General features: G+C 70.9%; 21 protein-coding genes. 12 read left to right on the top strand and 9 right to left on the bottom strand.

Annotated features, from left to right (window positions below; translation table 11 throughout):
• Positions 1-34 precede the first annotated feature (34 nt).
• A complete protein-coding gene (locus Afe05nite_RS32855; protein WP_203821149.1) occupies positions 35-1,204 on the bottom strand; it encodes a DUF1444 domain-containing protein in 1,170 nt (389 codons plus the stop codon).
• A 35-nt stretch (positions 1,205-1,239) separates the two neighbouring features.
• Entirely contained in the window at positions 1,240-2,034 is a 795-nt protein-coding gene (locus Afe05nite_RS32850) for a putative protein N(5)-glutamine methyltransferase (protein ID WP_239118362.1), read from the bottom strand.
• Positions 2,035-2,895: 861 nt separating this feature from the next.
• On the opposite strand from Afe05nite_RS32850, the gene Afe05nite_RS32845 reads away from it, so the two are divergent.
• The 5 genes from Afe05nite_RS32845 (at position 2,896) to Afe05nite_RS44150 (ending at position 8,453) form a co-directional block, all read left to right on the top strand.
• Complete coding sequence (locus Afe05nite_RS32845; protein WP_438869306.1) at positions 2,896-3,783, top strand: ComEA family DNA-binding protein; 888 nt, start codon at positions 2,896-2,898, stop codon at positions 3,781-3,783.
• Positions 3,780-6,218 (top strand): ComEC/Rec2 family competence protein, encoded by a 2,439-nt coding sequence (locus Afe05nite_RS32840; RefSeq protein ID WP_203821148.1) that lies wholly within the window; start codon positions 3,780-3,782, stop codon positions 6,216-6,218. Before Afe05nite_RS32845 ends, Afe05nite_RS32840 begins: the two co-directional genes overlap by 4 nt.
• Positions 6,219-6,239: 21 nt before the next feature.
• Positions 6,240-6,791 (top strand): GNAT family N-acetyltransferase, encoded by a 552-nt coding sequence (locus Afe05nite_RS32835; protein WP_203821147.1) that lies wholly within the window; start codon positions 6,240-6,242, stop codon positions 6,789-6,791.
• 196 nt (positions 6,792-6,987) lie between these two features.
• Positions 6,988-7,971 carry a DNA polymerase III subunit delta gene (holA, locus tag Afe05nite_RS32830; protein WP_203821190.1) on the top strand — a complete coding sequence of 328 codons (984 nt, stop codon included), beginning with the start codon at positions 6,988-6,990 and terminating at the stop codon, positions 7,969-7,971.
• Positions 7,968-8,453: a hypothetical protein gene (locus Afe05nite_RS44150; RefSeq protein WP_239118361.1), complete on the top strand. Its 486-nt coding sequence runs from the start codon at positions 7,968-7,970 to the stop codon at positions 8,451-8,453. The genes holA and Afe05nite_RS44150 overlap by 4 nt, the downstream gene beginning before the upstream one ends.
• Positions 8,454-8,653: 200 nt before the next feature.
• On the opposite strand, the gene rpsT is transcribed toward Afe05nite_RS44150, so the two are convergent.
• Positions 8,654-8,920: a 30S ribosomal protein S20 gene (gene rpsT / locus Afe05nite_RS32820; protein WP_203821146.1), complete on the bottom strand. Its 267-nt coding sequence runs from the start codon at positions 8,918-8,920 to the stop codon at positions 8,654-8,656.
• A gap of 124 nt (positions 8,921-9,044) precedes the next feature.
• Positions 9,045-9,905 (bottom strand): phosphotransferase family protein, encoded by an 861-nt coding sequence (locus tag Afe05nite_RS32815; RefSeq protein ID WP_307835664.1) that lies wholly within the window; start codon positions 9,903-9,905, stop codon positions 9,045-9,047.
• 150 nt (positions 9,906-10,055) lie between these two features.
• Between Afe05nite_RS32815 and Afe05nite_RS32810 the strand changes: the two genes are divergently transcribed.
• The 4 genes from Afe05nite_RS32810 (at position 10,056) to Afe05nite_RS32795 (ending at position 13,957) form a co-directional block, all read left to right on the top strand.
• A complete protein-coding gene (locus Afe05nite_RS32810; RefSeq protein ID WP_203821144.1) occupies positions 10,056-10,589 on the top strand; it encodes a DUF4240 domain-containing protein in 534 nt (177 codons plus the stop codon).
• Positions 10,590-10,613: 24 nt separating this feature from the next.
• Positions 10,614-11,492 (top strand): MOSC domain-containing protein, encoded by an 879-nt coding sequence (locus Afe05nite_RS32805; RefSeq protein ID WP_239118360.1) that lies wholly within the window; start codon positions 10,614-10,616, stop codon positions 11,490-11,492.
• A 229-nt stretch (positions 11,493-11,721) separates the two neighbouring features.
• Positions 11,722-13,602, top strand: coding sequence for a translation elongation factor 4 (gene lepA, locus Afe05nite_RS32800; RefSeq protein ID WP_203821143.1), 1,881 nt, complete (start codon positions 11,722-11,724; stop codon positions 13,600-13,602).
• Between the two features lie 79 nt (positions 13,603-13,681).
• Positions 13,682-13,957, top strand: a complete 276-nt coding sequence (locus tag Afe05nite_RS32795) for a GlsB/YeaQ/YmgE family stress response membrane protein (protein WP_203821142.1) — start codon at positions 13,682-13,684, stop codon at positions 13,955-13,957.
• A gap of 99 nt (positions 13,958-14,056) precedes the next feature.
• Here the strand turns inward: Afe05nite_RS32795 and Afe05nite_RS32790 are convergent, their stop codons facing one another.
• From Afe05nite_RS32790 to Afe05nite_RS32780, 3 genes are all read right to left on the bottom strand, one after another.
• The gene (locus tag Afe05nite_RS32790) at positions 14,057-15,751 is read right to left on the bottom strand and encodes a PAS domain-containing protein (RefSeq protein ID WP_203821141.1); all 1,695 of its coding nucleotides are present in this window, start codon (positions 15,749-15,751) and stop codon (positions 14,057-14,059) included.
• A 141-nt stretch (positions 15,752-15,892) separates the two neighbouring features.
• Positions 15,893-16,759 carry a hypothetical protein gene (locus tag Afe05nite_RS32785; protein ID WP_203821188.1) on the bottom strand — a complete coding sequence of 289 codons (867 nt, stop codon included), beginning with the start codon at positions 16,757-16,759 and terminating at the stop codon, positions 15,893-15,895.
• A gap of 60 nt (positions 16,760-16,819) precedes the next feature.
• Positions 16,820-17,587 (bottom strand): enoyl-CoA hydratase-related protein, encoded by a 768-nt coding sequence (locus Afe05nite_RS32780; RefSeq protein WP_203821140.1) that lies wholly within the window; start codon positions 17,585-17,587, stop codon positions 16,820-16,822.
• Between the two features lie 31 nt (positions 17,588-17,618).
• Here Afe05nite_RS32780 and hemW point away from each other — a divergent pair, with 31 nt between their 5' ends.
• Positions 17,619-18,821, top strand: coding sequence for a radical SAM family heme chaperone HemW (gene hemW, locus Afe05nite_RS32775; protein WP_203821139.1), 1,203 nt, complete (start codon positions 17,619-17,621; stop codon positions 18,819-18,821).
• A 31-nt stretch (positions 18,822-18,852) separates the two neighbouring features.
• Here hemW and Afe05nite_RS32770 read toward each other — a convergent pair whose 3' ends face one another.
• On the bottom strand, positions 18,853-19,527 hold the full coding sequence (locus Afe05nite_RS32770; RefSeq protein WP_203821138.1) for a DUF4870 domain-containing protein: 675 nt from the start codon (positions 19,525-19,527) through the stop codon (positions 18,853-18,855).
• A gap of 199 nt (positions 19,528-19,726) precedes the next feature.
• On the opposite strand from Afe05nite_RS32770, the gene hrcA reads away from it, so the two are divergent.
• The gene (gene hrcA, locus Afe05nite_RS32765) at positions 19,727-20,749 is read left to right on the top strand and encodes a heat-inducible transcriptional repressor HrcA (protein ID WP_203821137.1); all 1,023 of its coding nucleotides are present in this window, start codon (positions 19,727-19,729) and stop codon (positions 20,747-20,749) included.
• A 34-nt stretch (positions 20,750-20,783) separates the two neighbouring features.
• Positions 20,784-21,926, top strand: a complete 1,143-nt coding sequence (gene dnaJ / locus Afe05nite_RS32760; protein WP_203821136.1) for a molecular chaperone DnaJ — start codon at positions 20,784-20,786, stop codon at positions 21,924-21,926.
• 439 nt (positions 21,927-22,365) lie between these two features.
• On the opposite strand, the gene Afe05nite_RS32755 is transcribed toward dnaJ, so the two are convergent.
• Positions 22,366-22,998 (bottom strand): FMN-dependent NADH-azoreductase, encoded by a 633-nt coding sequence (locus tag Afe05nite_RS32755; protein WP_203821135.1) that lies wholly within the window; start codon positions 22,996-22,998, stop codon positions 22,366-22,368.
• Positions 22,999-23,076 lie beyond the last annotated feature (78 nt).

The following is a 23,076-nucleotide window of genomic DNA, read 5'->3' as shown; positions in this document are numbered from 1 at the left end:
TCGGCTTGCGGATGTCTTCGTGGGTGGCGCTGCTTCAGCGGCGCGGCCAGCTGTCGGCAGACCAGCGGGTCGGCTCGTGCCCCGGTGCCTTCCGCATGCGGGCGCCCAACTCCGTCCACGTGCACACATCCGCGCCGACTTGCACCTCGTCGGCCGTAGGCAGCAGTGTCGGCTCGTCCCGATCCCAGATGGCCCGCGTGCGCCACCCGTGCTCGTCCGAGCCCACCAGCCGCAGCTCCGCGAAGTCCGGCTGCCCTGTCCCCAAGCCCGTCGTTTCGGCGTCCGCGAGGCCGGGGCCCGCCGGACCGGGGTTTGCTGGGGCGTTTGCTCGGGGTGCGCCGTCCGTGTCCGGCTGGGCGGTGGCAAGGGCAGCCTGGCGGGTGTACTCCTGGACGGCCAGGATCCGCTCCGCGCGGGCGACCGCGTGGTGCAGCGGATGGCCCGGCGGGGCTGCGTAGGGCACGGTGCAGCCGTTCTCGTCGCTCGTGTAGGCCATTGGGGTGATCGCCCGGGAGGACGTCGCGTAGATCTCCTCCGCCTGCGCGAACAACTTGCCCAGGTGATCGCTCCGGTCGGCCGTGACCAGCAGGGTGCCGCGCTCCGGCGCGAACGCCACCGGTGCCCCGCCCACCTGCCCGGCGAGCCGTTCGAGCCAGTGCTGCAGGAGCAGGTGCGACGTCCAGTAGGCGTCGCCGTTGTCCACGAACCGCACCACCACCGGCTCGTTCGCGACCCCATGAAGCACCGCCCCGGTCAGATTCGCCCGGGCCGCATCGAAGACCTCCTCCGCACTCACCCCCCAACTCGCCTGCTGTTCCGGACCGACATAGGTCATCGTGTCCGGGCTGTCGACCACCACGAACTCGTACAAAAACGGTAGGACCGGACGGCGGAGCAGCGTTCCCGGCGTGCCGCCGCGTAGCACCGGGCGCAGCAACGGCCGCGCTTCCGCCCAGTTCAGCGGCAACTCGGGCGTGCGAACCAGCCCGGCGACGAACCGATCGACCCGCTCCCGCCGGCGCCCACCCCGCCTGACCAGCAGCGGAGCAAGCTCCAGAATCGTCGGCGTCTCGTCACCGGGTGCGGTGAAGCCAACCCGGAAACCGCGTGCGTCGTATTTGGCGTCGTTGAATCCCGCGCGTCGCAACCGCCGGATGACCAGACCGGCCAGTCGTGCGCGGGCAACCCTCCGCAGCAGGCCCACCGCGACGCCTCTTCTCTCCCTGAAGGCCGCCGACCTTATCGCAACCGGGTGACAAGTTTCCTCCCCGCGACGACCAATGCTTCGAGATCCTCATCGGATCGCAGATCAGGGGCGAGTCCCGCGTCCAAGATCACCTTGCTGGCCGGCTCCGACTGCGCCTCGGTGATCTCGGAGAGCATGATCCCGCCCGGGGCCAGCCAGTCGGCCGCGCCGGCGACGACGGAGCGGAAGATCTCGAGTCCGTCGTCGCCGCCGTCCAGCGCGGTGTGCGGCTCGTGGTCGCGGGCCTCGGCCGGGAGCAGTGGGATGTGCCGGGTCGCGACGTACGGCACGTTCGCCAGCAGCACCGCGATCCGACCGCGAAGTGAGGCGGGGAGCGCGTCGAAGAGATCACCCTGAAAGACCTGGCTGTCCAGATTGTCCCGGGCACAGGCGACCGCCACCGGGTCGACGTCGGCCGCGTACAAGTCGATCGCCGGTTGCCGGTGCCGAACGGCCAGGCCGAGCGCCCCCGAGCCGCAGCAGAGATCCACCACGACATCCCCGGGACGACTCGTCGCTGCCGCGACCTGGACCAGGAGCTCACTGCGTACCCGCGGAACGAAGACACCCGGGCGGAGCCGCACCCGGACCCCGGCGAAGTCGGCGTAGCCGACGACCTGCTCGAGCGGCTCGCCCAGCGCACGCCGTTCGACCAGGGCGGTCAGCTCGGTCTCGCCGGTCGCCGCGCCGGCCAGCACGGCCGCCTCGTCCTCGGCGAAAACGCAGCCCGCGGTACGTAGCCGCATGATCGTCTCGGCCATCACCGAAGCCGGAATCCCCACTGTCACACGGAGTCTTTAGCACAGAAGGGCCGACGGTGGGAGTTATCCACAATCGGGGGTTGTCCACAGGGCTCGGAGCGCCGGCCCGGCGAACTCCCTAGCGTGCCTGACGTGCGAGAGGACCAAGTCGTAGCGGAAAGGCTGCGGTCGGTCATGGCCGCGACGCCACATCGGGTACGCGACCAGACCGCCACCGCCTCCGATGACCGCGCGCGGCCACCGGACTCCGCAGCCAGTTCCCGCTACGAGGCGGCGCTCGGCGACCTGTCCGCGGTCGGTGAACCGCTGAACTGGTCGGACGTCGTCACCGGCTGGCCCGACGACGTCGACCTCGACCCGTTGCCCGACCCACCTGCGGAGGAGGATCCACCACTGCGCATCGAGCTCGGCGAAACGCCCCGCGTGGTGCTGGGCGACACCCCGCGAGCCCGACCCGGCGCGCCGGCGCGGACGTCCCCATCCGAGGTCGCCGGCGGATATCCACCCGGTACGCCGTGGGCGTCACCACCGGGAGCCGTCCCGATCGACCGGCCGCCGGCCCGCACCATGCCGGCTGCTCCCACCCCGGCGACGGTGCCGGTCGACCGATCGACGGCCGGAGTCCTGCCGGTCGATCGCTCGACGGCCCCACCGGACACGCCTCTCGACAGCGCCACTGATCCGTTCCCCTCTCATCTCGGAGATCTGATGGACGACGCCGAGCCGTTCCGGCCGTACCGGGCCCCGACCGTCCGGCCCGTCGGCCCGGAGCAACGTCCCCTGCCCCCACCCGCTTGGGTCTTGCCCGAACCGCCGCCCGCCCCGGAGCGGGCCCGAGCCGCTCCGTCCGGCGACTCGGAGCCGGCGTGGTCGGGCCGATCCGCGGGCGTGGGGCCGGCCCGGGCAGACCGGGCCGCCGGTGCGGAGTCGGTCAGGGCGGCCCGGCTCGGCGGTGGGGAACCGGGCCGGGCGGGTTGGCCGGGCAGTGGGGAATCGTCCTGGCCGGTCTCGCCGGGCCCGGCCGATGCGGATCTCTATGCCGATGCGGACGAGCCGGCCCTCAGCACGGCGGGTGCCTTCGGGGGTGATCGAGCGGAGGGGCGGCGGTTCGGCTTCGGCGCGTTCGATCCGGGGCGCCGCGGTGTCAAGGCGCTGGCGGCGGTGGCCGTGGTGGTGATCGCAATCGCCGCCTTCCTGGCGTGGCGGGCGCGACCGCGGGTCGACACGGTCGCACCGCCGTCGTTCGGGACGACCGTTTCAGCGCCCGGGCCGGCCGAACACGGGGGCGGCCCGGGCGCTGGAGCACCGGCGGCACCGGGTGCGTCGGCCCCGGCGTCGGGGGAGGTGGTGGTCGCGGTCGGCGGCAAGGTCCGCCGGCCGGGCCTGGTGCGACTGCCGTCGGGCGCCCGGGTGGCCGACGCGCTGACCGCGGCCGGTGGCGCCGATCCCGGTGTCGACGTGGCCCTGCTCAACCTGGCCCGCAAGGTGGTGGACGGCGAGCTGATCCTGGTCGGCGTCACACCGCCACCCGGTGTCGTCCTGCCCACCGGTCCTGCCGCGACGGGCGGGGCGGCGCCCGCGGGCGGCTTGGTCAACCTGAACACCGCCACCCTTGCCGACCTGGACACCCTGCCCGGGGTGGGTCCGGTCCTGGCTCAACGCATCCTCGACGCCCGGGACGCGCAGGGCGGCTTCCAAGCGGTGAGCGATCTGCGGAAGGTCGACGGCATCGGGGATGCGCGCTACGAGCAGCTGAAAGACCTGGTGACGGTGTGAGCCGCGGAGCGCCGGACCTGAGGCTTGCCGGGTTCGCGCTGGCTACCTGGCTGTCATCGCTGGCCGCCCTCTACTTGTCGGCCCGGACCGGCATCCTGCTCGGAGTCGCGGCGCTCGCCGGCGCGGCCGTGCTCGCCGTCATCGCGGCTCGTCACCCGATCGAACCGACCGCCGCAAAGACACCAGCTGTCCGCCGGAGAACCGTGCCCGCACGGGAGCGAGTTGTGGTCGCCCGCGTGGGGAAGCGGGCGTCGGGGACCGGGGCGGTGGCGATGCGGTGGATCGGGCTCACGGTGCTGCTCGGCGCCGGGTGCGGTGCCGCGGTGACCGGAGTGCGGGTCACAGCGCGTGAGTCGGGGCCGCTGGTGGCGCTCGTTCGGGCCGGTGATCCGGTTCGGGTCGAGGCCGTCGTGCGCGACGATCCACGGGCCATCCGTGGATCGCCGGTCATGCCACCCACCTACCTGGTCGCGGTGGATCTGCGGGTCGTCGGGGCGGAGGATTCCGTTCCGCTGCGGCTCGAGGCGCGGGCCATCGTCCTCGGGAGCGACCCCGGTTGGCGAGGACTGCTACCCGGACAGCGGGTGGCCGCGCGGGGCAAGCTGCTGCCACCGCGGGGTGGGGATCTGGGAGCGGCGGTCGTCTCGGTGAAGGACGCGCCGGAGCTGCTCGGCCGTCCCTCCTGGGCGCAGCGGGCCGCCGGCGTGCTCCGGTCCGGGCTGCAGCGTGCCTGCGAGCCGCTGCCCGACGACTCCGGCGGGCTACTTCCGGGCTTGGTCGTCGGCGACACCAGTCGCCTCGACCCGGCGCTGAGCGACGACTTCCGTACCACCGGAATGACCCATCTGATGGCGGTGAGCGGCGCGAACGTCGTGATCATCCTGGGGGTTGTGCTCTTCCTCGTGCGGCGGGCGCGGGCCGGGCCGGTGACGCAGGCGGTGGTCTGCGCGGTGGTGCTGATCGGTTTTGTGATCCTGGCTCGACCGTCGCCAAGTGTGGTTCGGGCGGCGGCGATGGGGGCGATCGGCCTGATCGGTCTCGCGTCCGGGCGACCCCGGGCCGCTCTGCCGGCGCTGGCGGCCGGGGTGGCGGCGCTGATCCTGTACGACCCGGAGCTCGCGGCCGACCCGGGCTTCGCGCTGTCGGTGCTGGCCACGTCCGGACTGCTCCTGCTGGCACCGGTATGGCGGGACGCGTTGCGCCGGCGGGGCTGGCCTCCCGGGGCGGCCGAGGCGCTGGCCGTCCCGGCTGCCGCCCAGGTGGCCTGCGGGCCGGTCATTGCCGGGCTGTCCGGCACGATCAGCCTGGTCGCGGTGCCGGCCAACCTGGTGGTGGTGCCGGCCATCGCCCCGGCCACGCTGCTCGGCGTGGGCGCGGCCGTGTTGTCGCCGGTGTGGGCGGGCGGCGCCGAGTTCGCGGCCTGGCTCGGCGATTGGCCGACAAGGTGGCTGGTGGTCGTCGCACGGTACGGCGCCCGGGTGCCGGCCGGCGCGCTGCCCTGGCCGGACGGCGTGTGGGGGGCGTTGCTGCTCGCCGTGATCACGGTGGCCCTGCTGCTCGCCACCCGCCGGCCGGTGCTCAAGCGGCTCGCCCTGGTGGTGGCGGTGGCCGGGATGCTGGGCGCGATGCCGGTCCGGCTGCTCGCCTCGGGGTGGCCACCGGCCGACTGGATCGTGGTGGCGTGCGCGGTCGGGCAGGGCGACGCGATCGTGCTGCCGGCGGGACCGTCCCGGGCCGTGGTCGTCGACGCCGGGCCCGAGCCGGAACCGGTCGATCACTGTCTGCGGCGACTGGGCGTACGGCAGGTGGTGCTCTTCGTGGCCAGCCACTTCCACATCGACCACATCGGCGGGGTGGCCGGGGTGTTCCGTGGCCGTACGGTGAATGCGGTTGCCGGGCCCGGTTGGCCCGAACCGCCCGCCGGGCGTGCCGCGGTGGCCACCGCGGCCGGGTCGTTGCCGCTGCACACGATCAGTCCGGGCTGGTCGTACGAGGTGGGCGGGCTGCGGCTGACCGCGATCGGACCGTTCGAGCCGCTGCACGGCACCAACTCCGATCCGAACAACAACTCACTGGTCCTGCGGGCCGAAGTGCGCGGCGAGACGGTGCTGCTGCCGGGCGACGCGGAGACCGAGGAACAGGACGAACTGCTGCGGCATCTGGGACCGGCGGCGCTGCGAGCCGACGTGTTGAAGGTCTCGCACCACGGCAGCAGCTACCAGTCCCCGGAATTCGTCGACGCCATCGATCCGGCGGTGGCGCTCGTCTCGGTGGGGAAGGACAACGACTACGGACATCCCAACGAGTCCCTCCTGGCGCGGCTCGCCCGTGGCGGGGCACGGGTTCTGCGCACCGATCAGTCGGGCGACCTGGCCGCGGTCGCCACCGGGCACGGCCTCGCGGTGGTGGCCCGAGGCGATCCGCCGGACCGCTGACCGGCCGACCACAATGCGAGGGTGGAACGAGAGAAGATCAAGGCCGGGGAGCTGACGCTGCGGCCGTTCGAGGCCGAGGACATCCCATGGGTGTACGAGGTGTCGCTCGACCCCGCCGTGCAGCGGTTCCTGGAGATCCCGAACCCGTACCGGATGGCCGACGCCGAGTACTTCGTCCGGAAGATGGCGATCGCGGGCTGGGACGACGACTCGCGCGCCGAGTTCGTGATCGAGGACGGCGCGGGGGAGCGGCTCGGGCGGGTCGGGTTCGGGCTGGCCGGCCTCGGCCAGGGGGTCGCGCAGATCGGGTACTGGCTCGATCCGGCGGCGCGCGGGCGAGGTGTCGCCACGGCGGCGGTGCTGATGCTGTGCGGGTGGGGGTTCGAGCGGCTCGGGCTGGAGCTGATCGAGTGGCGGGCCGAGGTCGGCAACGTCGCTTCCCGGCGGGTCGCGGAGAAGGCCGGCTTCCGTCTGGAGGCGACGCTGCGGCAGCGTCTGCGGCACCGAGGCGTACGGGTGGACGCGTGGATCGGGTCGATGCTGCCCGCCGAGCTGCCGACACGCCCGGGTTAGCCGGATTGGTCGGCATTCGGCGTGGTCAATGGTAGTTGCCGGGTGTTCGATGGCCGGCGCAGACATTCAGCCTGATCGAGCGACTCTACGGTTCGGCGGACATGGCGAGGCGCCAATATGTCTGCTTTCGCGTTCGGTGATCGACCATCTGCGCGAAGGAGTGAGCCTCGCGGAAACGTCAGCCCCCCGTGCGACGATATCGGGCGTGAACACCGCACCTCCCGATCCGCTAGTGCTCGTCCTCGGCGACGAGGAGCTTCTCGCCGCTCGCGCGATCACCTCGGCGGTCGATGCGGCCCGGTCGGCCGATCCGGGCGCCGACATCCGGGAATACGAGGGCGGTGCGCTTTTCGCCGGTGAGGTCGCCGAGATGTTGAGCCCGTCGCTGTTCGGCGGCCGGCGGGTGCTGGTGATCCGCAGTGGACAGGATGCGAAGAAAGACCTGATCACGGCGCTGTTGGCATATGCGAAGAATCCCGACCCCGAGGTGACGCTGATCGTCGCGCACCTGGGTGGCGCCAAGGGTAAGGCGCTCGCCGACGGGTTGCGCTCGGCCGGGGCCACCGTGGTGGCCGCGGCCAGACTCAAGGGTGACCGCGAGCGCATCGCGTTCGTCCGGGACGAGTTCCGGCGCAACGGCGGCCGGTGCGACGAGGCGGCCGCGTCCGCGCTCCTCGCCTCGGTCGGAAACGATCTGCGGGAGATCTCGGCGGCCTGTTCCCAGTTGCTCGCGGACACCGACGGCAAGATCACCGAAGCGGTGGTGGCGCGCTACTACAAGGGCCGCGCCGAGGTCAGCGGATTCACCGTGGCCGACGCCGCGATGATCGGCGACGTGCCCGGCGCGCTCGAGGCGCTGCGCTGGGCCCTGCACGTCGGCGTCGACCCGGTGCCGATCGCCGACGCGATCGCCGACGGCGTCCGCACGGTCGCCAAGGTCGCCGCGGCCGGCCGGGGCAATCCCTACCAGTTGGCCAGTTCGCTGGGCATGCCGGCCTGGAAGATCCAGCGGGCCCAGGAGCGCAGCCGGGGCTGGACGCCCGAGGGCCTGGTCGATGCCATGCGGGCGGCCGCCGACTGCAACGCCGCCGTCAAAGGTGGCGCGGAAGATCGAGGGTTCGCCCTGGAAAAGGCCGTCTTCGCCGTCGCGGCGGCTCGTCACGGGGGTGGTGTGCGATGAGGTCTCCACATTCTGAGGCGGCCCACCGCCCGCTTTACGCCCGGATGCTGAGCCTGCGGCACGTGGCGCCCAGCGGTTTCCTGTGCTTCGTGTTCCTCGAAGGCGCGATCGCCCTCGGCATCCTGCTGGCCCTGGCCGAGCTGGTGAGCTGGTGGGGTGTCCTGGTGCTGCCGACCATCGTGGCCCTGATGGTCAAGCTCAACGACGTGATCGCCGGTGCCCTGAGCCGCCCGTCGTCACCGGCTGCGTTCCCCCGGGCTCAGCCCCTGCGCGCGGCCACCGAAACCGGCCCAGGCGTCTCCCGGCCGGACCATGAGGTGCTCCGCCAAGCTGCCCCGCCGGCCGGGTCGGGCGAAGCGACGACCCGGCTGCCGGGAATGATCAAGCGGGACCAGGGCGCGCCCATCATGCGCCCGTGGGCCGAGCAGGCCGAGGCGCAGCAGCAGCGGGTCCGCCAGTCCGCCACTCGTCGCTACGAGTAGACGCGGCCAAGCGGGCAGAATCCGCCACCTGAGGCCGTGGGGTTCAGGCCTCCGGGCTTGAGACGTGAGACGTGCTGTGCCTGCCGCATTCGCTGGGCCCGGAAACGACTCGGGCACCGGCGCGGACATGTGTCCGGCGGTGCCCGGGTGGTCGAAGACCTGCTTACATGGCCCGCTTGGTGCTGGCCACGTGCCTTGAATCAGGCAGAAAGCGAGCCGACCCGCTTGGCGATGGCCGACTTGCGGTTGGCCGCCTGGTTCTTGTGGATGACGCCCTTGCTGACCGCCCGGTCGAGCTGGCGCGAGGCGTCACGCAGCAGCGTGGTGGCCGTTTCGACGTTGCCGGCCTCGCTGGCCTCGTTGAGCTTGCGGATCACGGTCTTCAGCGACGACTTGACCGACTTGTTGCGCAGCCGAGCCTTCTCGTTCTGCCGGTTGCGCTTGATCTGAGACTTGATGTTCGCCACGCGACAGCCTGTCCTAACTAGGTTTTCGGAATCCGTCTCTAGCGGTGGAGCAGGCAGCGAACAGCAGCGCATCACCACACGCGAGGATTCAGACTACCAGCCCCGCCGCTGCCCGCCAAAACGGCTACCAGCCGCGACGGTCCGCGAGCCAGCTCAGCGCCTGTTCGCCGCTGAACCGCTGGTGCTGACGACTGTGCGGGGAGGCGCTGCTCGGACCGCCATCCGCGCGAACCAGCCAATATCCCGACAGCGCGGCCAGGGCGCCGTCCACCCCCGGCGGCGGCGCGCCCCAGGGTGCCAGGTACGCGTCGGCGTCCAGCCCGCTCGCGAAAGCGCTGATCAGCAGCGTGATCGCGTCGAACCAGGGGGCGCCCAGGGTGGGCCAGGTCCAGTCGCAAAGGTGGGCGCGGCCGTCGTTGTCGATCATGACGTTGTCGATGCGTAGGTCGCCATGCATCATTCCCGGACCTTTGACCAGTTCGGGAAGGGTTTGTTCGAGATCAGCGAGTTCGCCCAAGTGGGCGGGCGCGACGGTGTTCCGGGCGGTGCGAGGCATTCGTTCCCGGCCCGCCGCGATCTCCGACCACCAGGACATTTCCCCTCGGATGATCTCCGCTATCGGCGGTAGGTCGGGCGTGGTCGGCGTCCGAAGCGCCTCGGCAGCGGTCGACCAGGCCGTCAGCGTCGCCTCGAGCTCGGCCGGCTGCCACGGGAGGGTCGGCACGTGGCCGTCGATCGCCTCAAGACAAAGCACGAAATAGCCGGAATGATCCATCGTCCACCGGGGACGCGCGGCATCGACCTCGCGGGGGAGGGCGGTCGTGATCGCAGCCTCGCGGGCATACCAGTGAGAGTTCGGATCCTGCCGGGGCGCGGCCTTGACGAAGACCTTCGCGCCCTCCTGCGTCGTGATCAGGGCGGCGAAGGCCCTGGTGAAGCCGCCACCGGCGCTTCGCACCGCGGCGATCGGCGCGCCGAGGCGCACGGTTATCGCGTTCCGCAGGCTTTCCGGCAGGTCGGACCACTGCGGGCGCACGGCGGTGGCGCCGTACGCGACATCGGGAAGTGAAATCGGCCGCACCCGACCATCCTGCCGTCCCGGTTTTTGTCGTACCCGACTGGCAGGATTCTGCCCATGAGAACCGACGACTTCTGGGCGGTCATCGACCGGGCGACCGCCGATCGGCCCGCATCCCCGGCCGAGGTGGCCAAACGCGCCGCGGCCGACCTCGCCACCCGCGACCCGGAGGAGATCGTCGCGTGGGCCCGCCACCTCGACAAGGTGATGGTCGCCTCCGGCACCGAGGATCTCTGGGCCGCCGCCTACGTGATCCACGGTGGGTGCTCCGAGGAGGGTTTCGACAGTTTTCGCGGCTGGCTGATCGCGCACGGACGGGAGACCGTGGCGCGTTCGGTGAAGTCGCCGGATTCGCTCGCTGACATGCCGGCGGTGCGGGCCGCGGCCGACAACGGGGCGGTCTTCGAGGCGGAAGAGGTGCTGTCCGTCGCGGCGGAGGCCTATCAGCAGGCGACCGGGTCCGATCTGCCGGCTTGGGAGACGCCGGCGACCAGGCCCGAATCGGCCGATCTGTGGGATTTCGACAACGAGGAGGAGATGCAGAAGCGGCTGCCGCGTTTGTCCGCTCTGTTCCTCGAGCCGCCCGACTGACGGCGGCCTGGCCCGGCTCGCGGGATGGGAACGTGGTCGCGGCAACGAGCGCGACTCGTTTTAACTGACTGCATGGAGTCTGAACATGGGACTGTCACGTCGGTCAGTTGTGTCGACACCTACGCGTTCACCAAGCCGGTCCGGGAGCAGATCCATCTGATCGCCGGGATCGGCGTGAAAGGCGACGTGCACGCCGGGCTGTACGTGAAGCACCGCGGACGGGTGCGGAACGATCCGACGCAGCCGAACTTCCGGCAGGTGCACCTGATTCAGCGGGAGCTCTTCGACCAGGTCGGGGAGAAGGGCTACGACGTCGAGGCCGGCGACCTCGGCGAGAACGTCACGACCAGCGGCATCGACTTGCTCGCGCTGCCGCGGGGAACGATCCTGCGCTTCGGGCCGCCCGGGAGCCGGGGCGCGAACGAAGTCACCGACGCCGGGGCCGTAGCCGACGGCAACAGCGCCGAAGCCGCTCCGAAGGCGGCGGCCGCGGCGGGCGGCGAAGGTGCTGAGGCCGCTGGGGAGACGGCGGCCGCGACGAGCAGGGCGACTCGCACTGGTGCGGGTGGGCCGTTGGCGGCGGTGCTTGAAGTCGCGGCGGCGGCCGAGCCCGACCGGGGGAACCCCGGAGCGGCGGTTGCGATCGCGGCGGCGGTTGCGCGGGATCGGCCAGACGACCCGCGGCCGGCGGTCGTGGTGGCTGGGCTGCGGAATCCGTGCGGGCAGATCAACGGGTTTCGCGACGGGTTGCTCAAAGAGGTGCTCGGAAAGGACGAGCGGGGCGGCGTCGTGCGCAAGGCCGGGGTGATGGGGGTCGTGCTGCGAAGCGGCGTGGTGCGGCCTGGCGACGTGGTCACCGTCGAGCTGCCACCGCTACCGCACGCGCCGCTGGAGGCGATCTGAAGGTCGCCCCGTGCGGCCGGGTTGAAGGTCGCCCCGTGCGGCCGGGTGCCGGGGGTGGCGGGCTGTCGGCCGGCGCGGGGCGGGTTCGCAACGGGTGTGGGCGGGCTGTGCGCGGGGGCGTGGGACGATAGGAGTAGCCGGCACGGTTGTCGGTGGGACTTTGGCGCCGGGCCGGCGGTGTTTCGGCCGGTGTGACGGCGCTTACCTCGCTTGAGAAGAACGGACGAACGTGCCTGGACCGCTCGACCCTGGTGTGAATGTGATCGGGGCTACCGACCCCAGTCGCATCCGTAACTTCTGCATCATCGCTCACATCGACCACGGCAAGTCGACGCTGGCTGACCGGATGCTGCAGATCACCGGCGTGGTCGACCCGCGGCAGATGCGCGCCCAATACCTCGACCGCATGGACATCGAGCGGGAACGCGGCATCACGATCAAGTCGCAGGCCGTGCGGATGCCCTGGACGGTTCGGGAGGGGGACCAGAAGGGCGCGTCCGCGGTCCTCAACATGATCGACACGCCGGGCCACGTCGACTTCACCTATGAGGTGTCGCGGAGCCTGGCCGCCTGCGAGGGCGCGGTTCTGCTGGTCGACGCGGCGCAGGGGATCGAGGCGCAGACGCTGGCCAACCTGTACCTGGCGATGGAGAACGACCTGCACATCATCCCGGTGCTCAACAAGATCGACCTGCCGGCGGCGCAGCCCGAGAAGTACGCCGAGGAACTGGCGAAACTGATCGGGGTCGAGCCGGAGACGGTCATGCGGGTCTCCGGCAAGACCGGGGTCGGCGTGGATCACCTGCTCGACGAGATCGTGCGGCAGTTCCAGCCGCCGGTCGGGGACGCGCAGGCGCCGGCCCGCGCGATGATCTTCGACTCGGTGTACGACGTCTACCGGGGCGTGGTCACCTACGTCCGGGTGATCGACGGGCGGATCGAGGCCCGCGACCGGATCAAGATGATGTCCACCGGTGCGGTGCACGAGCTGCTCGAGATCGGCGTCGTCTCGCCCGAGATGGAGAAGGCCGGCGCGCTCGGCGTCGGCGAGGTCGGCTACCTGATCACCGGCGTGAAGGACGTGCGGCAGTCCCGGGTCGGGGACACCGTCACCGGCAACATCCGGCCCGCCACCGAGCCGCTGGGCGGCTACAAAGACCCGAAGCCGATGGTCTACTCGGGCCTCTACCCGATCGACGGCTCGGACTACCCGGCGCTGCGGGACGCGCTCGACAAGCTGAAGCTCAACGACGCCGCCCTGGTCTACGAGCCGGAGACGTCGCTGGCGCTCGGCTTCGGCTTCCGCGTCGGCTACCTCGGCCTGCTGCACCTGGAGATCATCGGGGAGCGGCTGGAGCGCGAGTTCAACCTGGATCTGATCTCCACCGCGCCGAACGTGGTCTACCGGGTGCTGACCGAGGACGCCGAGGAGCGGGTCGTCACCAACCCGAGCGAGTTCCCCACCGGCAAGATCGCGGAGATCCACGAGCCGGTGGTGCGGGCGACCGTGCTGGTGCCCAACGAATACGTGGGCGCGGTCATGGAGCTGTGCCAGAGCCGGCGCGGCAGCCTGCTAGGCATGGAGTACCTGTCGTCGGAGCGGGTGGAGCTGCGCTACACGCTGCCGCTCGCCGAGATCATTTTCGACTTCTTCGACCAGCTGAAGAGCAAGACCAAGGGGTACGCGTCGCTGGACTACGAGACCTCCGGCGAGCAGATGGCCGAACTGGTCAAGGTGGACATCCTGCTGCACGGCGAGCCGGTCGACGCGTTCAGCGCCATCGTGCACAAGGACAAGGCGTACAACTACGGCGTCACCATCGCCGCCAAGCTGCAGAAACTCATCCCGCGGCAGCAGTTCGAGGTGCCGATCCAGGCGGCCATCGGCAGCCGGATCATCGCCCGGGAGACGATCCGGGCGATCCGCAAGGACGTTCTTGCCAAGTGCTACGGCGGTGACATCACCCGTAAGCGCAAGCTGCTCGAGAAGCAGAAGGAAGGCAAGAAGCGGATGAAGATGGTCGGCCGCGTCGAAGTTCCGCAGGAAGCCTTCATCGCCGCCCTGTCGACATCCGACTCCGGGGACACCAAGGGAGCAACCAAGAAATAAGTCGGTTTGGTTTTTCCGAAGGTTGGGGAATCTGGAGTTCGACGGACGCAACGAAGCTTCATCCCCCTGGAGGAACACCATGACTGTCACCGGAATCATCACGGCGCTCATCGTCGGCCTCGTCATCGGCGCCCTCGGCCGCCTGGTCGTCCCCGGCAAGCAGAACATCCCGATCTGGCTCACCATGGTCATCGGTGTTGTGGCTGCCCTGCTCGGCACGGTCATCGCCCGCGCCACCGGTGTTGCCGACACCAAGGGCATCGACTGGATCGAGATCCTGTTCCAGGTGGTTCTGGCCGCGATCGGTGTCGCCCTGGTCGCCGGCGTCGGCTCGCGTCGCCGCCTCACGCGGTAATTACCGCGAGCGCAGCGAAATCCCCGGCGATGCCGCGGATGCGAAACCCCGGACCTGTACAGGTCCGGGGTTTCGACGTGTGTGGGGTACGCCGCGAAGTCAGTAGCGGAACTTGTGCTGGGCACTGCGGCGGTTGACCCAGGCCGGCAGTTCGTCCACGTGGTCGCGGTGCGGATGCTGCTCGTGCGGGTCGTGCGAGGCGGTCACGTTTCGCATGGTGACCACGTAGCCCTGGACGAGACGATCCGCACGCAGGTCACGGTAGGTGGCCTCGACCAAGATCTGGGTCTCGTCGGAGCGGCGCAGCGCGCAGAAGAGCTTGCCGTCGCCGCTGGAGAGGAACGCCCGGCGCACCGGGCCCTGGTCGTCGGGGTGCACCAGGTCGGTGAACGTGGCCAGCGGAGACAGCTCATCCTCGCCGAGCGCCTCGCGCAGGGCCGGACTCGCGTAGCGGATGCGCTGGTCCTCGTCGATCACCAGCATCAGTTCGGCTGTGTTGCTGATCACAGTGCGGAGGTAGTGGTCGCTGTCCCGGCGGCCCACGGCCTCGACCAGCATGATCCGGTCGAGGGCCATGGCGGCTTGGCCGGCCAGCACCTCCAAGGCGTCGCGAGTGACGGCCAGCACATCACGGCGGGCGGTCAGGATCAGGGCGCCGCCGCTCGGCCGGGCCACGGCCATCGGTTCCAGCCACAATGGGCAGACCAGCGTGCCGTGGTCGCCGTCCTTGGCGGCGACCCAGCTGCGCGGGCGCGAGCCCGCCGAGGTCGCCGACGAGCCGGGGTCGGCGGCCCGACCGCGCGGGCGGGGAATCTGGGCCGGCGCTTCAGCCGGCACGCCGGCCTCGGCCAGCTGGCGATCATCGGTGGCGAGAAGCACCTCACGCCTGGCGCCGGCCGGGATCAGCCGGGCGACCGCGGCGTGCACCGCCTCCTCGACGGCCGGCTGGTCGGCAGCGGCGACGAGGGCACCACTGGCTGTCCGTAGAGCCCGCTCGCGGGCGGCCGCTCGGCTGTTCTGCACGCTCGAGTCACCGAGGCGAGTGATCGTCAGCAGCAGTGTGATGCCACCCACAATCGCGATCACCACGCCGTCTCGCACCTGACCGTTGAGCGCCTCGATGAGCAACACGAAGGGCGGGGTCGCGACCGAGGCGCACAGCAGGGCCGCCCAGTGGCCGCGCCACTGCGAGGGGCTCGGCGGCATCGGCTCGGTGAGCCGCCGCATCGAGGGGTGCAGCGCGGCCAGGCCCCAGGCCAGGTAGAGAACGGCGTACCCGAGCTCGGAGAGGGCGCTGGGCCAGATCGGGTAGAGGACGTCGCCGACAAGCATGCCGACCGCGCCGGTGAGCAGCAGTCCGGCCGACACATTGCGGCCGGCCGCCAGGCTCAGGCGGACCGCGACGGCGATCACGACCAGGTCGCCGATCACGTCGGCGCCCGAGATCTTGCCGACCGTGTGCTGACCGCCGACCAGGAAGACCCACACCACCAGCAGGGTGGTGCACAGGGCGGCCAGCAGGTCGATCAGCCGGGCCCGGTCACGCAGCAGCGAGCCGAACCGGGTGAACTGCAGCAGCGCGGCCGCGATCAGCAGGAACATCGAAAGGTAGAAGGCCTCGGCGACGTCCTCGGCGTCGATCGCGTAGAAGATGTCGCCGACGGCGAGGGCGGCCACCGAAGCGGCGATCAGCATCCATGGGCCGACGCGGGTCGGCCGGTGCCACCGGACGCCTACGACGATCGCCAGACAGCTAACGGAACCCAGCAGAATCCACTCGATCGCCCTCGACACGCCCTACTTAGTACCAGGGCGGTAGCTGTCTGTCCATGTGTCCATATACGCTCAGCAATTAACTCATGGAATCGGTCGACATCACGCTGAGCAACCTTCTTGGGGAACGCGGCTGGTGCTCGACAAGAACGAATCCGGACGTCAGCTGAACACCTGGGCGACCACTTGACGCTCGCCGGCGGCACTGTCCGGGGTCACCGACTGCCACTTGCCATCGGGCGCGTGCCACTCGAGATTCGCGAAACGTACCCGTTCGAGACCGGTGGCCGAGGCGTGCGAGACGAGCCAGTGGGCGTACCGCCAGCCCGTACTCGCATCGGGGACCACGACCGTGAGACCGGCCGCCTGCGCGGCCGCCGGGGTCTTGGCGAGGCCCTTGCCCCAGTCCAGCTTCAGCCCCTTGAGCAGGGCGGCCGCCGCGGCCGCGCCCCGCAGGGCGGGCGCGCCGGTGACCGTGCAGGCCACCGCCCCGGTCGCCCGGCCGGTCAGGGCGCGGGCCAGCACGGCCGACTCGTCCGCCCACTTCTCGTAGGCGTTCGGGTAGGCCGAGCGCTGCACCCGCTGGGCCGCGTCGGTGACCCGCATCTTCTGATAGTTCTTGACCTTCTTGAGGGCCGTGTAGAACTTGTCGGCGGCATAACGCGGATCTTTGATCTGTTCGAAGGTGCCCCAGCCCTGGCTCGGCCGCTGCTGGAAGAGGCCGATCGAGTCGCGGTCACCGTCGTCCAGATTTTCCAGCTTGGACTCCTGGAACGCGGTGGCCAGGGCGATCACCACAGCCCGCTCGGGCATGCCGCGCCGCACCCCGACCGCGGTGATGGTGGCCGCGTTGGCCATCTGCACCAGGTCGAGGGTCACCTCGCCGTCGGCCCGCACGGTGCACTCCGGGCCGATGATCTGCGGCAGCTTGAGGTCGCCGGGCAGGCCGGCCACCACGACGACGACGCCCAGGGTGCCGAGCAGCGCGAGCAACGCGATCACCACGATCGGTGTCGTGCGCACGCACACCTCCTCGATGATCAAAGCCCGTGCACGACAAGGGTAATCAACGACCGCATCTCGGCGGCGTCACCGCGGGATCCAGGAAGCGGGGCGTTTCTCGCGGAACGCGGTCACCCCCTCGCGGCCTTCGGCCGATCGGAAGTAGCCCCCGGAGCGTTCGGCCAGATCGGCGAGTTCAGCCCGGATCGAGGCTTCCGGCGTACGCCGCAGAAGCTGTTTGGTGCCCGCGAGCGCGAGCGGACCGCCTTGCACGAGTGCCTCGCAGTAGCCCGCGACCGCGGCGTCGAGGCCCTCGGCCGAGACCGCCGCCGTGACCAGTCCGACCTCCGCCGCCCGCACCCCGTCGAAGACGTTGCCGGTCAGGTAGAGCTCGGTGGCCGCCCGCGGGGTCAGGCGGGGCAGGACGGTCGCGCTGATCACGGCGGGGATGACGCCCAGCCGTACCTCGGTGAACGCGAACGACGCCTCGCGGGTGCAGACCGCGACGTCGGCCGCCGCGATCAGGCCCAGGCCGCCGGCCCGCGCCGGCCCGCCCACCCGGGCGACCACCGGCTTGGGGAACTCCCACAGCGCGGCCAGCACGTCGGCCAGCTTCTCGGCGGGCACCCGGCCGGCCTCGCGCGCCTCGGCGGTCTCCTTGAGGTCGGCGCCGGAGCAGAAGACCGGGCCGGTGTGCGAGAGCACCACCACTCGCACCGAGGTGTCGGTGAGCGCGCTGGACAGGGCCTCCAGGAGCTGGTTCATCAAGGGCGTGGAGAGGGCGTTGCGGTTGGCGGGGCTGTCCAGGGTAAGGGTGGTCACCCCGGCGGCTGTGGCGGTCCGGACCAGATCCATGGCGGGAACGATAACCAGGCACACTTGGCGGATGGCCGGCGCACTTCCCGATGGTGATCCCGTTCCGCTGGACGGGTCGCTCCCGCCCGCCGCCACCGCCCGGGTGGGTGCGGACGGCTTCGCGGTCTATGTCCACGTGCCGTTCTGCGCGACCCGCTGCGGTTACTGCGACTTCAACACCTACACCGCGAGTGAGCTGGGCGGGGGCGCCAGCCAGGCGGAATATGCCGACACGGTGCTCCGGGAGCTTCGGATCGCGCAGGACACCGTGCACCCCGCGAAGGTGGACACGGTGTTCGTGGGCGGCGGCACCCCGACCCTGCTCGGCGCCGACGACCTCGGCCGCATCCTGGAAGGCGTCGACAAGGCATGGGGCCTGGCCCCCGACGCCGAGATCAGCACCGAGGCCAACCCCGAATCGGTGACCCCGGAATACCTGCGCCGGCTCCGGCGCAACGGCTTCACCCGGATCAGCCTCGGCATGCAGTCGGCCAGCTCGGCCGTGCTGCGGATCCTCGACCGCCGGCACACCGCGGGACGGGCCCCGCAGGCCGCCCGGGAGGCCCGCGAGGCCGGCTTCGAGCACGTCAACCTCGACCTGATCTACGGCACCCCGGGGGAGACGGCGGACGACTTCGCCACCTCCCTGCGGGCGGTCGTCGACGCCGGGGTCGACCACGTCAGCGCGTACGCCCTGATCGTCGAGGACGGCACCCGGATGGCTTCCCGGATGCGCCGGGGCGAGCTGCCCTACCCGTCCGACGACGTGGCGGCCGACCGCTACCTGGCCGCCGAGCAGGCCCTGACCGAGGCCGGTTTCGGCTGGTACGAGGTGTCCAACTGGGCGCGCGGGGACGACGCCCGATGCCGGCACAACATGCTCTACTGGACCGGCGCCGACTGGTGGGGCCTGGGCCCGGGCGCGCACAGCCACGTGGGCGGGGTGCGCTGGTGGAATGTGAAGCACCCGACGGCGTACGCGAAAAGGCTTGCCGAAGGTCATTCGCCCGGCCAGGCCCGGGAGATCCTCTCCGCGGACGACCGGCGGGTCGAGGACATCATGCTGCGGGTGCGACTGCGCGACGGCATCCCGCTCGACCGGCTCGACGCCGCCGGGGCCGAGCAGGCGCTCGCCGACGGCCTGCTGGAGCCGGCGGCCTACGCCGCCGGGCGGCTGGTGCTGACGCTGCGCGGCCGCCTGCTTGCCGACGCCGTCATCCGTGACGTCGTGTGAGTGCGCCGGGCCCCCGACCCGGCGCCCGAGTTCACTTGATGAGCGAAACGGTCATCGGGTAGTTGTACGGCTCGTTGTTGCCGGCCTTGATGCCCGCGATGACCCCGAAGATGGTGCCGACGATCCACGCGGCGGCCACGGCGAGCCAGCCGATGAGGATGCAGGCCGTGATCCAGCCCACGAGGCCGATGATCGACCACAGGATCTGGAAGTTCAGGGCCTTGACCGACTCCGCCCGCACCGCCGGTGACTGGGGGCCCCGGGCGAGGAAGGCGACCAGCGGCGCGATCCAGCCGGCCACCCCGCCGCTGATGAAGGCGCCGGCCGCGCCTCCGAAGTGCGCCACGGCGATCCAGGTCTTGTCCTCCTGGCCGGCGGCGGGTGCGCCGTACCCGTACCCCGGCTGCGGGGGTTGGTTGTACCCGCCGGGAGGCGGACCGTAGCCCCCGGCCGGCGGCGGGGTGCCGTAGCCGCCGCCGCTGCTGGGCGGCGGGGTGCCGTAGCCGCTGCCGCTGGTCGGCGGGGGCGGGGTGCCGTAGCCGCTGCCGCTGCTGGGCGGCGGGGAGTAGCTGGGCGGGGGAGCGTAGCCGTCCGGCGGGGGCGGCGGGGTCGAACCGGAAGTCGGGTCGCTGGCCGCGTACGGGTTGAACGGCGTGGTCGGGTCGTTCGCGTTGCCTTCACCGGGCGGGCGCGGTGGTTCAGTCATGGCTGACACCGTAGGACCGCAGCTCAACCGGGTACAGAGCGACATGCACTCGGAGTCGAGGAATAGACAGACACACTCGATCATCGCGCTGCGGGCCACCGCGACGTAGACTGGCACTCTGCTGTGATGAGTGCCAGACAAGTTCCGCCGGCGTGCGTGCCGGGTGCTTGCCTGCCGAGTGCCGGAGGGAGGGGTCGTCTTGAGCCTGGATGACCGCAAGCTCGAGGTGCTGCGGGCGATCGTCGAGGACTACGTCGAGACGCAGGAGCCGGTCGGCAGCAAAGCCCTCGTCGAGCGTCACCAGCTCGGCGTGTCGTCGGCTACGGTGCGTAACGACATGGCGGTGCTCGAGGAGGAGGGTTACATCCGGCAGCCGCACACCAGCGCCGGCCGGGTGCCCACCGACGCGGGCTATCGCCTGTTCGTCGACCGCCTCTCCAAGGTCAAGGCGCTCAGCCCAGCCGAGCGCCGGGCGATCGAGCGCTTCCTGCTCGGTGCCGTCGACCTCGACGACGTGGTGCACCGCACCGTTCGCCTGCTCGCCCAGCTGACCCGCCAGGTCGCGGTCGTGCAGTATCCGTCGCTGGCGCGCTCTTCCGTTCGCCATCTGGAACTCGTCCCGATCTCCACGACCCGGATCATGCTCGTGATGATCGCCGACACCGGCCGGGTCGAGCAGCGCCTGGTCGAGCTGCCGGGCCCGGCGAGCAACGACGACGTGATGGAGCTGCGCCGCAAGACCAACGAGAAACTCGCTGGTCAGCGACTCGTCGACACCCCGCCACTGGTGCAGGCACTGGTCGACGAATGCGCCCCCGACCGCCGCGGCACGATGGCCTGCCTGGCCAGCGTGCTGCTCGAGACCCTCGTCGAACGCAGCGAGGAACGCCTCATGCTCGCCGGAACGGCGAACTTGACTCGGGGAGGTGTGCTGGACTTCCAGGGCACACTTCGTCCCGTGCTCGAGGCCCTCGAGGAGGAGGTCATCCTGCTCAAGCTCATCGGCGACCTGGAGCCGAGCAAGACCCGGGTGCGCATCGGCGACGAGAACGAGATAGACAACCTGCGCTCGACGTCCGTGGTCAGCACCGGTTACGGACCAGGCGCGACGATCGTTGGTGGGCTCGGTGTGCTCGGCCCCACCCGCATGGACTACCCCGGCACCATCGCCACGGTGCGAGCGGTGGCACGCTACGTAGGCGACCTGCTGGCACAGAACTGACGGAACCGCGCTGACATTGAGGACTCCAAACCCCGTGGCCAAGGATTACTACGGCATTCTCGGCGTGAGCCGGGAGGCAACCGACGACGAGATCAAGCGCGCCTACCGGAAGCTGGCTCGGCAGTTCCACCCGGACGTCAACCCCGATCCGGACGCGGCCGAGAAGTTCAAGGACATCAACGCGGCGTACGAGGTGCTGTCCGACGACCAGAAGCGGCAGATCGTCGACCTGGGCGGTGACCCGCTCGCGCCCGGCGGCGGTGGGGCCCCGGGCGGACCCGGCGGCCCGGGCGGGCCGTTCGTGGGCTTCCAGGACATCATGGACGCGTTCTTCGGCACCGCCGCCGGTGGTGGCGCCCGCGGCCCGCGGCCACGCACCCGCCCCGGCGCCGACGCCATCCTGCGTCTCGAACTCGACCTGGTGGAGACGGCATTCGGGGTCGAGGCCCCGATCACCGTCGACACCGCGGTGCTGTGCACCCAGTGCTCCGGCGCCGGCACCGCGCCCGGCACCCACCTGGCCACCTGCGAGACGTGCGGCGGCCGCGGCGAGGTGCAGAGCGTGCAGCGCACGTTCCTCGGTCAGGTCGTCTCGTCGCGCCCCTGCGTCACCTGCCAGGGCCACGGCACCGTCATCCCGCAGCCCTGCCCGACGTGCGCCGGTGACGGCCGGGTGCGCACCCGCCGCTCACTCACCGTGAAGATCCCGGCCGGCGTCGAGGACGGCATGCGCATCCGGCTGGCCCAGCAGGGCGAGGTCGGCCCCGGTGGCGGCACCGCCGGTGACCTCTACGTCGAGATCAGCGAGCGCCCGCACGACGTCTACTCCCGCAAGGGCGACGATCTCCACTGTCGGGTCACCCTGCCGATGACCGCCGCCGCCCTCGGCACCCGCCTGACGATCAAGACCCTCGACAGCGAGGAGGCGATCGAGGTCAAGGCGGGCACCCAACCGGCCAGCACGCTGCGCATCCGCGGCAAGGGCGTGCCGCACCTGCGCGGCCAGGGCCGCGGCGAGCTATTCGTGCACCTCGACGTCAAGACGCCGACCAAGCTGACCGCCGACCAGGAGCGCATGCTGCGCGACTTCGCCAAGACCCGCGGCGAGGACGTGGCCGAACTGAGCAAGCAGGGCGGCTTCTTCAGCCGCATGCGTGACGCCTTCAACGGCCACTAGGTCAAAATCAAGTTCCGGATGTCGTGGCTCGGCGGCGTACCGGCAGCGGCCGGTCCTGGCCTCGGCGGTCTCGGGACGGCCGTCGCCGGCGAACTTCAGCAGGGTCTGCCACGCACCGAACGCGGGGATCGGCATGCGCGGCGGCGGCGACACGGTTCGCTGCGTCGTACCGCGGAGGAAGCGTGCCTCGCGCGGGAAGAGGTCACCCTCGCGGGATCTCCGCCATTCCTGGCGGGAGGCGGCTCAGGCCGACGAAACCGTCGGCGAGGGCGACGTCGAGGACGGCGTGCGGCGGCCGCCGGCGAGCAGCACCATGGAGTACTGCACGCCGGCGGCGTGCCGGGTAGAGACGATCTTCGGGCGGCCGGAGCCGATTCCTGATCACCGGCTTCCCAGCGGCCGGCTTCTCAGCGGCCGGCTTCCCAGCAGGCGGCTTTTCTCAGCGGCCGGCGAGAGTGCGGCCGGCGTGCGCGGCGGCCTCGTGGGCGGCCTTCTTGAGCAGGTCGGCGGCGTCGCGGAGGGACTCCATCGCCGGGTTGTGGTGGGCCAGGGTCAGCTCGCGCTCGACCAGGGTCAGCTCGGCGCCCCACACGTCCTCGACGATGCGGCGGATGAACGCGGTGTTGTGGTCCCAACCCTCGCGCGGGGTGCCGGGGCCGTAGCCGCCGCCGCGGGTGGTCACCACGATGGCCGGCTTGCCGTCGAACAGTCGCTCGCCGTTGGGGCCACCGGCCAGGACCAGGTCGATCCAGATCTTGGCGTGCTGGGAGACGCCCCAGTTGTAGAGCGGCAGGGCGAGGAGCAGGGCGTCGGCGTTGCGGACCTCGTTGTTGAGCTGCTGGGCGAGCGCGACACTGGCCTTCTGCTTCTCGTTGCGCTGGTCCTCGGGGGTGAAGGCGCCGCCGATGGCGTTCTGCCAGGCGTCCGCGGGCAGCGGCTCGGAGCCGAGGTGACGGCGGATGATCTCGTCGCCCGGACGGACCGCGAGCCACTCGGCCTCGGCCACGTCGGCGAGCTCGGAGCTGGCCGAGTTGGGGCCCTGGATGCTGGCGTCGATGCGCAGAACGGTCACGGTTCTCCCTAGGTAGGGCAATTGAATGTTCAATACGATGGTTGCACGGCTTGTATTGAATATTCAAGTCGCGTGACT

The sequence above is a fragment of the Paractinoplanes ferrugineus genome (genome assembly GCF_016862195.1).
In the GTDB taxonomy this organism is placed as follows: domain Bacteria; phylum Actinomycetota; class Actinomycetes; order Mycobacteriales; family Micromonosporaceae; genus Actinoplanes; species Actinoplanes ferrugineus.
This window is presented reverse-complemented; position numbering and strand designations above follow the sequence as displayed.

Coding starts and splice junctions, on each gene's coding strand:
- Afe05nite_RS44150 (WP_239118361.1), top strand. CDS start 7,968: ATGAGGTCTCCACATTCTGAGGCGGCCCACCGCCCGCTTTACGCCCGG.
- Afe05nite_RS32810 (WP_203821144.1), top strand. CDS start 10,056: ATGAGAACCGACGACTTCTGGGCGGTCATCGACCGGGCGACCGCCGAT.
- Afe05nite_RS32805 (WP_239118360.1), top strand. CDS start 10,614: ATGGGAACGTGGTCGCGGCAACGAGCGCGACTCGTTTTAACTGACTGC.
- Afe05nite_RS32795 (WP_203821142.1), top strand. CDS start 13,682: ATGACTGTCACCGGAATCATCACGGCGCTCATCGTCGGCCTCGTCATC.
- Afe05nite_RS32780 (WP_203821140.1), bottom strand. CDS start 17,587: ATGGATCTGGTCCGGACCGCCACAGCCGCCGGGGTGACCACCCTTACC.
- hemW (WP_203821139.1), top strand. CDS start 17,619: ATGGCCGGCGCACTTCCCGATGGTGATCCCGTTCCGCTGGACGGGTCG.
- Afe05nite_RS32770 (WP_203821138.1), bottom strand. CDS start 19,527: ATGACTGAACCACCGCGCCCGCCCGGTGAAGGCAACGCGAACGACCCG.